Source organism: Campylobacter sp. W0066.2 (genome assembly GCF_024723515.1).
Lineage (GTDB): Bacteria > Campylobacterota > Campylobacteria > Campylobacterales > Campylobacteraceae > Campylobacter_D.
Genome location: NZ_JANQCV010000005.1, coordinates 87843 through 99164, shown reverse-complemented (window position 1 = coordinate 99164; position 11322 = coordinate 87843). Strand labels below are relative to the sequence as shown.

The window sequence follows — 11322 nt, the reverse complement described above, 5'->3', positions numbered from 1 at the left end:
GAAAAACAATGAAAAAAGGTTATTTTAAAGTAGATTTTGAGCGTAAAAATCCTCAAAATGCTTATGAAAAATTCATACAAGTAATCAAGCGTTCTTTAAATACAGAACTTTTTGTAGGTTTATTTGTCGTATTAAGAGAAATGTTTAAAAAGAATAATAGTGCAACGATTAAATATCCTATGGAAAAAGTTGCTTTAGATAATCGCTACCGTGCGGTACATCGTTTGATGCGTTTTATTGAAAGTGAAAATGAATGTTGTATTGGTTGTGGCTTGTGCGAAAAAATTTGTATTAGCAATTGCATAAGAATGGAAACGAGTTTAAGTGAAGATGGACGCAAAAAGGTTGAAAATTATAGTATTAATTTAGGGCGTTGTATTTATTGTGGCTTTTGTGCTGATGTTTGTCCTGAACTTGCCATTGTACATGGTAAAGAGTGTGAAAATGCAGCAGAACAAAGATCTTATTTTGGTCAAAAGGAAGATTTTTTATCTCCTATTGATGAGCTTAAAAATCAAGTAGTATTTGAAGGAAGTGGTAGTTTAAGAAAAGATGCTGATGATTTAGTAAAGAAAACTCCAAATTATTATGAGATAGATTTGCAAAGACAGCAAGATGCTCCAAAGGAAGAAAATGTTTGAAACGATAGCTTTTTGTTTGTTAAGTGTTTTGGTATTAGGATTTTTTTTAATTAGTGTTTTAAGCACTAGTGTACTTTATGCTATTAGTTCTTTGGCTGCGGCTATGGTTTTTTTAAGCGGATTTTATTTTCTACTTAATGCTGAATTTATTGGAGCAATTCAAATTATCGTTTATAGTGGGGCTATTTTGGGTCTTTATAGTTTTGCTATGATGTTTTTTGATGCTTCGATAAAAGTAAAGGAAAGTCTAAAAGGTAAAAGAGTATTTATTTTTGCTGTGATTTTTAGTGCTATTTTGTTAATTAGTATTATTATGGGTTATAATTTTGGTTTAAATGAAACTAGTGAGGTTTATAGTCTTGATTCAACTCAGCAAATAGGTTTTGCTCTATTTACAAAATATATGCTTGCTTTTGAATTTATGGCAATTTTACTTTTAATAGCTTTAATTTGTGCTATAGCACTTACTCAAAAAAATATAAAAAAGGACGAACAATGATGTTAGAAAAATACTACATTGTGGCTATTTTGATGTTTATCATTGGTCTAATAGGTATCATAAAACGCCAAAATTTAATTATGCTTTTTATTTCAAGTGAAATTTTATTAAATGCTGCTAATTTGGCTTTAGTTACAGCAGGAGCTTCTCATGAAGACATAGAAGGTCAAATTTTTGCTTTATTTGTAATGGGAGTTGCAGCTTGTGAAGTAGCTGTTGGGATAGCGCTTTGTGTTTTATGGTATAGAAAAACAGGAACACTAGAGCTTAGCTCTTTAGCTGAAAAAGGAGAGATAAAATGCAAAATTTAGCTTTAATTGCACTTTTTTCTCCTTTGGCTTCAGCTGTTATTTTAGGTATTTTTGCTTTTAGTGCCAAGAAAATTATTTTAGGTTATTTAGCTTCTTTATTTATAGCTTTTTCAGCATTTGCTTCAATTATTTTATTAAATAATGGAGTACATTTTAATTTTGAACTTGGCACTTGGATATCTTTAGTAGATGTTGGTTTTGGTTTTAAAATAGACTCTATTACTTTGATTATGATGAATGTAGTAAGTATAGTTGCTACTTTTGTGCATTTATATAGTATATTTTATATGGAGCATGATGAAGGGTTTAATCGCTATTTTAGCTATTTAGGGCTTTTTGTTTTTTCTATGATGTTTTTGATTATGAGTGATAATTTCTTAGGACTTTTCATAGGTTGGGAAGGTGTTGGACTTTGCTCATGGCTTTTGATAGGTTTTTGGTATCATAATGAAAAATATACCTTTGCTGCTAATGAGGCATTTATTATGAATAGAATTGCAGATTTGGCTTTGCTTTTAGGAATTTTCTTAATTTATATAGAATTTAATTCTTTAAAATATGATGAGTTTTTTACCCTTTTATCTTTAGGGCATGAAAATGATATGATTTTGATTTTGATAGCGCTTTTACTTTTTGTGGGTGCTATGGGTAAATCAGCACAATTTCCTTTTCATACTTGGCTTGCTGATGCTATGGCAGGACCTACACCGGTTTCAGCACTAATCCATGCTGCGACTATGGTTACTGCGGGTGTTTATTTAGTAATTCGCGCAGGAGAGCTTTATTTGCAAGTTCCTGAAGTAGGATATTTTATCGCTATACTTGGAGCTTTTGTGGCACTTTTTGCTGCTTCAATGGCTATGGTAGCTAAAGATTTAAAAAGAATTATTGCTTATTCAACGCTTTCTCAACTTGGATATATGTTTGTAGCAGCAGGTCTTGGAGCTTATGCTATAGCTTTATTTCATCTAGCAACCCATGCATTTTTTAAGTCTTTATTATTCTTAGGTGCAGGAAATGTAATGCATGCAATGAACGATAAGCTTGATATTAGCAAGATGGGTGGGCTTTATAAAAGTATGCGTTTTAGTGCTATTTTAATGCTTATAGGTTCTTTGGCTTTGGCAGGAATTTATCCTTTTGCAGGATTTTTCTCTAAAGATTTAATTTTAGGATTTTCTTTTATAAGTCATCATCATGGAATTTTCTTGGTGCTTTTAATAGCAGCTTTTATGACAGCTTTTTATAGTTTTAGACTTTTAATGCTTGTATTTTTTACTCCAAAAAGACATGAAGAACATCCTCATGAAGCTAGTAAGATAGCTTTGCTTGCGATGAGTCCTTTGGCTTTACTTGCTATTATTGCAGGATTTTTTGAGCATAGTTTTATGGAGTTTGTAAGTCAAAACTTAGCTTTTATTGATGGACAAAATTCTTTAGTTATGGTGCTTGCAAGTGCTGCTGCGGTGCTTGGAGTGCTTTTAGCTATTATAGCTTATTGGAAAAATTGGTTTAAACCTTCACTTTCTAAAACAAGCATTTATAAGCTTTTGTTTAATGAATACTATATACCAAGGTTTTATCATCAATTTATTATTAGTAAATATGCTTTATTTTGTGAATTTTTAAGAAAAGCTGATAAAGAAATTTTAGATACTTTGGTAGATAGTGTTGCATTTTTCCTTAAAACTTTTGCTAGAACTCTTAGCATAGGTAAGGATTATTCTTTGGTTTTAAGAATTACAGTGTTGGCTTTTGTATGTTTATTTTGTTTAGCGTTGGCGGTGTAGAATGCTTAGTTTATTAATGTTATTTCCATTTTTTGCAGCTTTTATAGCTTTGTTTTTGCAAAAAGAAGATAGTAAGTCTTTTGCTATTTTAGTTAGCTTTTTGATTTTAGTTTTTAATGTTTTTTTGTTGTTTAATTATCATGGTGGTATAGCTTATGAGTTTAGTTTAAATTCTTTAATAGTTAATTTTCATATTGGCGTAGATGTTATAGCGCTTTATTTAATGTTGCTTTGTTCTATTATGATTTTTTTATCTTTTATATGTTTGGATATTCAAGATAAAAGTGTTGTAGTAAGTATATTTTTATTGCAATTTTGTATTATAGGACTTTTTGCTTCATTAGATGCTTTATTATTTTATGTATTTTGGGAGTTTTCTCTTATACCGCTTATTTATTTAATAGGCAGATATTCAGATAATTATAAGGCAGGGATTAAATTTTTCATTTATGCATTTTGCGGTTCTATGCTCATGCTTTTAGCGATTATTTGTGTAGGATTTTTGTATTATCAAAGTTTTGGGTATTGGAGTTTTGATTTACTTGCTTGGTATAAGAGTGAATTTTTCATACCTGAAAGTGTGCAAAATTTAATCTTTATAGGATTTTTTATCGCTTTTGCAATTAAAAGCCCTTTGTTTCCTTTCCATACTTGGGCACCAAAAGTTTATGCAAAAAGTCCGACTTTAGTATCTGTAATGCTTGTTAGTTTTAAAATGGCTCCTTTTGGATTTTTAAGATTTATTTTGCCTTTAACACCTGATACTTTAAATCATTATTATTCTTTACTTGTTATTTTATGTATAGTTGGAATTTTATATGCAGCTTTAATTGCTTTTAAAACCAAGGATTTAAAAGAACTAATCGCTTATAGCTCAATTTCGCATTTAGGTGTGGTGATTTTGGGTATTGTGACTTTTACTTATAATGGGGTAAGTGGTTCTGTATTTTACATGTTTGCACATGGTATAGTAACAGGTGGTTTGTTTTTGGCTGCTTATATGCTTTATAAAAGATATCATACTTTTGATTTAGACTTTTATAAAAATTTAGCTAAAACAACTCCATTGTTTAGTTTTTTCTTTGCAGTGTTATTATTTTCATCTATTTCATTACCTTTGACTATTTCTTTTGTAGGTGAGTTTTTAATTTTACAAGGCATAGCAAGCGTGAATTTATGGTATGCATTGTTTGCAGGTGGTGTGATTATTTTAGGGGCTATTTATATGCTAAATATTTATAGAAATATGTTTTTTGCCACTAGTGAAGAAAAAATGGATAAATTAATATTAAAAAAAGGCGAAATTTTTGTGTTGAGTATTTTAAGTGCTTTGGTAATTTATTTAGGGATAGCTCCAAGTGCTATGCTCGATCAAATTGCTTTGAATGTAAATAGCATTCTTGAAGTTATGCAAACAAGAAATATTGCAATAGAAAATCAAAAAATCATAGATGATATAAGAGGTTTTTAATGAGTGGCTTTAGTTTAGAAAAATTGAATTTTGTATTATTATTTCCTGTGTCGTCATTGCTTTTTTGGGCTATTGTTTTGCTTTTATTGGGTGCATTTAAAAAACTTTCTAGAAATTTTTATATAGGAGCAAGTGTTATAGCCTTGCTTAGTACCTTATGTTTTTTATTGCTTTATAATGGCTTTGTTTTAGATAATTCTCATGCTTTTTTTGGTTTATTTGTAAGTGATAATTATGCAATTTTTGCTCAAATAGTTATTTTAGTTTTTTCAATGCTTTATTTATTAATGGATAAAGATGAACAAAAGGCAGAGTTTTTTTCTTTGTTTTTATTTATGATCGCTTCTTTGATATTAATGATATCAAGTACTAATTTAATTGTAATTTTCCTAGCATTAGAAGGTTCTTCTTTAGCTCTTTATGCATTAATAGCACTAAGAGGAACTCATAATGCTATTAGTTCTAGTATAAAGTATTTTACTTTGGCTGCGGTAGGCGCTGGGTTTTTTGTCTTTGCTTGTGCTTTTGTGTATTTAAAAATTAAGTCTTTGGATTTAGATAATTTATTGCATTCTGAATATATTTCAGATCCTATCTTGCTTTGTGCTGGAGTAATGTTTTTAGTTATTGTTGGAGTAAAACTTTCTATTGCACCTTTTCATTTTTGGTTAAAAGATGTGTATTGTGGGGTGCATACAAATTTTATTGCATTTATATCTATAGTACCAAAAATAGCTATGATAATAGTAGTTTTAAGAATTTTTTCTGCTTTGGGTGGTGGGGTAAAATTTGAATACATAGTAGCATTGCTGGCGATTTTTTCTATGCTTGTTGTAGGTACAGTAGCTTTAATCCAAAAAGATGTGAAAAAAATGCTAGCATATAGTTCTATTACTCATTCTTCTTTTATATTAGCAGTTATTGTTTCTAGTATGAGTGTGAGTTCTCAAGGAGATGAGACTTCTTATTTGCTTTCAATTTTTGCTTTATTTGTGTATTGGATTTCTTTTGCTTTTGCAAATTATGGAATTTTTTTGATATTGAGTTTATTTCAAAAAAGTTCATTTGAGAGTTTTTCAGGCTTGTTTGATCAAAGACCAGTATTGTCTATAACGCTAGCTATATTTATTTTATGTATAGCAGGTATTCCACCTTTTGGGATTTTTTGGGGTAAAATTTTAATTTTAGCTTCTATTTTAAACTCAGGCTATTATGTACTTGTATTTGCTATAGCTTTAAGTTCTATGATTATGCTTTATGCTTATTTAAAAATTTTAATTTATGTTTTTTTCAAAAAGGCTCAAATCATAGAAAGTGCAAACTTAGATGTAAAACAAAAGATTATTTTATGCTTGTGTTTGATTGGAAGTGTTTCTTGCGTGTTTTTGCTTTTGTAAAATAATATTGCTATAATCACGCTTATGATAAGGGTTTTATTTTTATTTTTATTAAGTATAACTTATACATTTTCTTTTGAAATTATTGTTAATAAAGGGGAAGAACATAAACGCCCTTTTACGCTTTTGCATTTAAAAGATGATAAGGATTTTACTTGCAAAAGTGTTTTTGAATTTGAAAAAACCCATTTTGAGTGCAATGTTTTAGGCGTTAGCAATATGCAGTTTCAAAATAAAGAATTTGATGATTTTACGATTTATTTTGAAAAGTACCAAACTTTTTTGACAATCAAAATCTATCCTAAAATTTTAGCTAAGATGTTTAATTATTCTCAAGATATTTTTAATGCTAAAGAAATTCAAAGTCAAAGTGAAGATGCTTCTAAGCATTTTGTATTTATTTTTACTAAAGATTTAAGGTATTATAAACCTAGCGATGGGCTTGATTTTGATATTTATTTTGATGATGCATTAATGCCTTATATTGGAGCATTAGATTTAAATTCTAATCCTATAGAAACTTCAAAAAGTGCAGATTTTAATGCTTATTTTAGTATAAAACAAGAATATGAAGCAAAAAAATATGATCAGGTTTTAAGGGATGCAACTAGCGCTATTAAGCGTTATCAGGGTAGTGTATTTATGAATGAATTTGAGCTTTATAAATTAAGAGCTCAAAATAAACTATATACTTATGAAGTTGATAAAGACCAAGTAATTTTAGAGCAAATGTTAGATGATGCTAAAAGATGGGTAAGAACTTATATTAACGATAAAGATTATACAGAAGTGATGTATATTATGATGAGAGTTTATATGGGTTTATCGCAAAGATCAAATGTTGAATATATTATAGATACTTTAAATACTGAGCATAAAGGCGATAAATACACTATAATGGCTTTACTTGATTATGCGGATTATTTATATCATTTAGGTAAGAAAAATACCGCAAATAATATTTATCAAGATGTGTATTATTCTACTCCAAATGCAGATTTAGCTAGCAGAGCAGCTTTATTTTTATCAAAAAATTATTTAGAAACTCAAAATATAAAAGAAGCCAAAGAATTAGCAAATAAAATTTTAGAATCAAATCCTGAATTTTTTATGATTGATTTGGAAAATTCTTTATTATTAGCTAAAGCTTTTGCTAATAATAGGGTTTATGATCTAAGTTCTAAAATTTATGAATATATTTTTACGCATTTAACTAAGGTAGATAAAGAATATGAAAAAGTATTAAAAGACCTTGCTTTGGCTTTATTAAATGCAAATGAGCATACCAAGGCGCAAAAATATTTAGATCTTTATGCAGAAGATTTTCCTTTGGGTGAATATGCAAGTTTAATCAAAGAAGCGCAAGATAAAAACTTTTTATATTTAAAAGATGCTAATGCAAGTTTTTTACACCAAAGATATGAAGAGATTATGAAAAAATATGCTGGAGAAATTTCTAGTAAGGCATTGTTTGATAATGTAAAATTGTATTTTCAAGAAAAAAATTATGAAAAAGTTGTAAGTTATCAAAAAAATATTGAAAAATACTCCAATAAGGAAGTTAAAAATCTTTTAGAGCAAGCTGCTATTTTAGTTTTAGAACAAAAATTAAAAAATGATGAATGCTTAGCTGCTGTGAAAATATATGATGATTTTAAAGCTTATAATGTAGGGGGTAAAATACAAAATAAAAAGCAAATGCTTGAATGCTTTAAACGCACAACGCGCATTGAAGAAGCTAAAAAATACATAGTTGAAAATGAAAATGATGATATTATTTTTTATAAGCTTCAAAGTGCTGATTTAGCACTTAAAGATAAGCGTTATAGCTTTGTTATAAAAACAATTAATGATATTTTAAACACAAGAACGATTATTAGTGATAATGAAAAATTTGAAGCAAATTATATTAAATTTTTTGCTGAACTTAGATTGCAAGATTATAATGCTATGATAAGAACTTTGCAAAAATTAGAGCAATTTCCTATGAATTATCGTATGGTGGAATTATATTATGAGTTTTTGCGTTATTGCGAAAAAAATAATTTTCTAACAAGTATCTTAACTTATGCCCCAAAGGCTATTGATTATCAAAATTTAAAGGGAGTAAATCTTTTTAGTCCTGATTTAGAATTTATCTATATCAAAGCTTTAAAACAAAACAATCAAGCCCAACAAGCCTTAACTTTGTTTAAAGACTTACTTGCTAATCCTTTAAAAGATGATGAGCGCGCAAGAGTTTTTTATGTGCAAAGTAATATTTATGAAGATTTAAAAGATGTGCAAAATCAAAAACAAAGCTTACAAAATTGTATAGATATTAACGTAACGAGTAATTGGCAAAATTTATGTAAAGATAAATTAAATGTCTTAAATACTCAGCCTTGATATTTTTTTAAAATATAAGCTTTTAAATTCTCATAAGCACTTTGAAAATCTAAAATTTCTTTATTGAATTTTTTATTAAAAGTTCTTTGTCTTTTGGCAAGTTGTCTTGTATGGATGATGATGAGCTCTTCAAGCTCATTTAAATTTATTTTTTTATCTAAAAACTCTTTGCATTCTTTTAAACCTATGGAATTTAGTGCTTTTAAATGATGATCATAATTATCAAATAACATTTTAGCTTCATCTATTAAGCCCTCATTTAGCATATTTTTAGTGCGCTTGATAATGCGTTTTTCTAAAAGATCTTTTTGCCAAGAAATTTCAAAAATATCAAGTTTTTTAATCAAAGCTTCTTGTTTGGTTTCTTTTAAAACTTCACTTGGAATTTTATTGGTTTGCTCATAAATTCCAAGCCATTTTTTCAAACGATAAGTATCGTTTTTTTCTATTTTTGCTTGTGGATCAATTTTTATCATTAAATGATAAATTTCATCATTACTTAGTGTGCTTTGGCTTTCTTTAAAATTTTCACTCAAACCATCCATTAAGGCTTTTAAATAAAAACTAGTTCCGCCTGTGATGATAAGTATTTGATTGTTTTTTTGAGCAAAGGCTTTTGCTTTTTTGTATTCTTCAAAAAACAAAGCAATGTTAAAATGCTCATCGACATTTAATAAATTTATACCAAAATAATCAAGCTCATCTAGGGTTTTTTGCTCTGTTTTTGCTGAAGCGATGTTGATTTGTTTATACACGCAAAGACTATCAAGGCTTAAAATGCTTGCGTTAAATTCATAAGCTAGTTTATTAGCAAGTTCTGTTTTGCCACTTGCAGTGGTTCCAATGAGTGCAAATTCAAAAAACATCGTAAAAATATCCTAAATTTAAAATTATTTTAGTAAAATCATAACAAAAATATATTATAAAGAGAAAAAATGCCTATATTAAAAGAAAAATTGAAAGATATTTTAGATTTGATAGTTTTTAAGCATTCTATTTTTGCTTTACCTTTTTTATTCACTTCAATGATTGTGGCTTCTGTTATTTTAAATGATAGCACTTGGTTTGGCTTTAAGGCTTTATTTTTGGGTGTTATTTGTGCAGTGAGTGCAAGAAATTTTGCAATGGCGATTAATCGTTTGATGGATGAGGATATTGACAAAAATAATCCAAGGTGTGCAAATAGACCTAATATCGATGGGCGTATAGGTAAAAATAGTATTTTACTTTTTATTATTTTAAATGCTATTGTTTTTGTTTTGGCAAGTTATTTTATTAATAAGCTAGCTTTTGCTCTTTCCTTGCCGGTATTATTTATTTTAGCTATTTATTCAGCTTTTAAAAGATTTTCATCTTTAGCACATTTAGTATTAGGATTTTGTCTAGGACTTGCTCCTATTGCAGGTAGCATTGTAGTTTTGGGAAGTATTGAAATTTATAGTGTGATTTTGTGTTTGGGTGTTACTTTTTGGACAGCTGGTTTTGATTTGCTTTATGCTTTGCAAGATATGGAATATGATAAAAAAACAGGTTTGCACTCTATACCTGCTAAATTTGGGCTTGAGGCAACCTTATTTATCTCAGCGTTTTGTCATGTTTTGGCAGTACTTTTTTGGCTTTTATTTGTTTGGGTGGCTCCAACGGGAAATATTGCCTTTTTAGGCGTGATAATTAGTGCGATTATTTTATTTTTTGAGCACCGCATAGTTAGAAAGAATTTTGCAAAAATCGATAAAGCATTTTTTACTTTAAATGGGTATTTAAGTATAGTGTTTTTTATATTTATTTGGGTTGATCTTTTATGGAGATAAATTTTTTTAAAAGTTCGTTAGAACTTGAGTTTGAAGAGAGTAAAGAAAGATATGAAGAGTTTTTGCAAGAATATCTTTCAAGCAATAATTATGTCAATTTAAGCAAATGGAAAAAGCTTGCCTCAAGAGTGGAATTTAGCGAAGGTGAGCAAATTATTTTTGATTTGCTCATGGATTTAAAACAAGAATTGTATTTGATAAAAAATGATATCAATAAAACAAAATTATTTACAGATTTAAAATATAAAGCCTTTGTGATAGGTGTAAATTTTGCACACATTCAATTTAAAGAAAAGTGTTTGGTTCAAGATGAGGAATATTATGCAAGATTTGAGTTAAATGGTCAAAAAATTAGTATTTTTTTTAAAGCTTTAAGTGAAAATGAGGCAAAAATCACACAAATAAAAGCAGAAGATGAGCTTGTGTATGATAATTTTGTGGCAAATATGCAAAGAGCGATGATTAAGATTTTAAAGGAACAAGAAAATGGGTAGTGATTTATTATTGTGGCTTGTGGTAGCTTTATTAATTTTTGCTATGTTTGCTTATATGATGATAAAAGAAAAAGAAAGTATTGCTAAGATTAACGAGCTTGGTAAGATGATAGAAGATTTAAATAAGCAATATCATTATTTAAAAAAAGAAAGTTTAGATGAACAAGAGCAAGAAAAAGAGGAAATAGATACTGAAGCCATTAAAGAAGAGCTAAAAGAAGAACTTTTGCAGGTATTAGAACAAAAAATTAATCAAAATATCATTCCTGTTTTAAGTGCTTTAAAAGAAGTAGAAGAGGTGATTGAAGAATTTCAAAGTGAGCAAAAAAATCGTTTATTAAATTTAGAACAAAAAACCCAAAGTATTACAAAATTAAGCCCAAGCTATGATAATGAAGAACAAAAGGTAATAGAGCTTTTTAATCAAAAAAAATCCATTGAGCAAATTGCCAAAGATTTGCGTATAGGTATGGGTAGAGTTGAGCTTATTTTGAAATTTAATAAACTATTATAAAGGCCT

General features: G+C 28.3%; 11 protein-coding genes. 10 read left to right on the top strand and 1 reads right to left on the bottom strand.

From position 1 onward, the window contains the following. The first annotated feature begins 8 nt into the window (after positions 1–8). From nuoI to CAMP18498_RS03355, 7 genes are read left to right on the top strand one after another with little or no spacing between them, the layout of a single operon-like run. Positions 9–641, top strand: coding sequence for an NADH-quinone oxidoreductase subunit NuoI (gene nuoI / locus CAMP18498_RS03385; protein ID WP_337197532.1), 633 nt, complete (start codon positions 9–11; stop codon positions 639–641). Continuing rightward, entirely contained in the window at positions 634–1140 is a 507-nt protein-coding gene (locus tag CAMP18498_RS03380) for an NADH-quinone oxidoreductase subunit J (RefSeq protein ID WP_337197530.1), read from the top strand. Before nuoI ends, CAMP18498_RS03380 begins: the two co-directional genes overlap by 8 nt. Continuing rightward, a complete protein-coding gene (nuoK, locus tag CAMP18498_RS03375) occupies positions 1140–1451 on the top strand; it encodes an NADH-quinone oxidoreductase subunit NuoK (protein ID WP_337197570.1) in 312 nt (103 codons plus the stop codon). Before CAMP18498_RS03380 ends, nuoK begins: the two co-directional genes overlap by 1 nt. Beyond that, a complete protein-coding gene (gene nuoL / locus CAMP18498_RS03370; RefSeq protein ID WP_337197528.1) occupies positions 1439–3241 on the top strand; it encodes an NADH-quinone oxidoreductase subunit L in 1803 nt (600 codons plus the stop codon). The genes nuoK and nuoL overlap by 13 nt, the downstream gene beginning before the upstream one ends. 1 nt (position 3242) lies before the next feature. Next, complete coding sequence (locus CAMP18498_RS03365; protein ID WP_337197526.1) at positions 3243–4712, top strand: complex I subunit 4 family protein; 1470 nt, start codon at positions 3243–3245, stop codon at positions 4710–4712. Continuing rightward, positions 4712–6109: an NADH-quinone oxidoreductase subunit N gene (locus CAMP18498_RS03360; RefSeq protein WP_337197524.1), complete on the top strand. Its 1398-nt coding sequence runs from the start codon at positions 4712–4714 to the stop codon at positions 6107–6109. Before CAMP18498_RS03365 ends, CAMP18498_RS03360 begins: the two co-directional genes overlap by 1 nt. Before the next feature lie 24 nt (positions 6110–6133). Beyond that, on the top strand, positions 6134–8497 hold the full coding sequence (locus CAMP18498_RS03355; RefSeq protein WP_337197522.1) for a tetratricopeptide repeat protein: 2364 nt from the start codon (positions 6134–6136) through the stop codon (positions 8495–8497). On the opposite strand, the gene miaA is transcribed toward CAMP18498_RS03355, so the two are convergent. Continuing rightward, positions 8488–9363, bottom strand: coding sequence for a tRNA (adenosine(37)-N6)-dimethylallyltransferase MiaA (miaA, locus tag CAMP18498_RS03350; RefSeq protein ID WP_337197520.1), 876 nt, complete (start codon positions 9361–9363; stop codon positions 8488–8490). The two genes, CAMP18498_RS03355 and miaA, sit on opposite strands and share 10 nt — an antisense overlap. 69 nt (positions 9364–9432) lie before the next feature. Here miaA and mqnP point away from each other — a divergent pair, with 69 nt between their 5' ends. The 3 genes from mqnP to CAMP18498_RS03335 are packed head-to-tail and all read left to right on the top strand — an operon-like array spanning position 9433 to position 11316. Further along, a complete protein-coding gene (gene mqnP, locus CAMP18498_RS03345) occupies positions 9433–10308 on the top strand; it encodes a menaquinone biosynthesis prenyltransferase MqnP (protein WP_337197518.1) in 876 nt (291 codons plus the stop codon). Then, positions 10299–10802, top strand: coding sequence for a hypothetical protein (locus CAMP18498_RS03340; protein ID WP_337197516.1), 504 nt, complete (start codon positions 10299–10301; stop codon positions 10800–10802). The genes mqnP and CAMP18498_RS03340 overlap by 10 nt, the downstream gene beginning before the upstream one ends. Beyond that, positions 10795–11316 (top strand): hypothetical protein, encoded by a 522-nt coding sequence (locus tag CAMP18498_RS03335; protein WP_337197515.1) that lies wholly within the window; start codon positions 10795–10797, stop codon positions 11314–11316. The genes CAMP18498_RS03340 and CAMP18498_RS03335 overlap by 8 nt, the downstream gene beginning before the upstream one ends. The last annotated feature ends 6 nt before the right edge of the window (positions 11317–11322 follow it).

Bases quoted from the DNA above. Each gene is read 5' to 3' on its own strand.
- nuoI (WP_337197532.1), top strand. From the start codon at position 9: ATGAAAAAAGGTTATTTTAAAGTAGATTTTGAGCGTAAAAATCCTCAA.
- CAMP18498_RS03380 (WP_337197530.1), top strand. From the start codon at position 634: ATGTTTGAAACGATAGCTTTTTGTTTGTTAAGTGTTTTGGTATTAGGA.
- nuoK (WP_337197570.1), top strand. From the start codon at position 1,140: ATGTTAGAAAAATACTACATTGTGGCTATTTTGATGTTTATCATTGGT.
- nuoL (WP_337197528.1), top strand. From the start codon at position 1,439: ATGCAAAATTTAGCTTTAATTGCACTTTTTTCTCCTTTGGCTTCAGCT.
- CAMP18498_RS03365 (WP_337197526.1), top strand. From the start codon at position 3,243: ATGCTTAGTTTATTAATGTTATTTCCATTTTTTGCAGCTTTTATAGCT.
- CAMP18498_RS03360 (WP_337197524.1), top strand. From the start codon at position 4,712: ATGAGTGGCTTTAGTTTAGAAAAATTGAATTTTGTATTATTATTTCCT.
- CAMP18498_RS03355 (WP_337197522.1), top strand. From the start codon at position 6,134: ATGATAAGGGTTTTATTTTTATTTTTATTAAGTATAACTTATACATTT.
- miaA (WP_337197520.1), bottom strand. From the start codon at position 9,363: ATGTTTTTTGAATTTGCACTCATTGGAACCACTGCAAGTGGCAAAACA.
- mqnP (WP_337197518.1), top strand. From the start codon at position 9,433: ATGCCTATATTAAAAGAAAAATTGAAAGATATTTTAGATTTGATAGTT.
- CAMP18498_RS03340 (WP_337197516.1), top strand. From the start codon at position 10,299: ATGGAGATAAATTTTTTTAAAAGTTCGTTAGAACTTGAGTTTGAAGAG.
- CAMP18498_RS03335 (WP_337197515.1), top strand. From the start codon at position 10,795: ATGGGTAGTGATTTATTATTGTGGCTTGTGGTAGCTTTATTAATTTTT.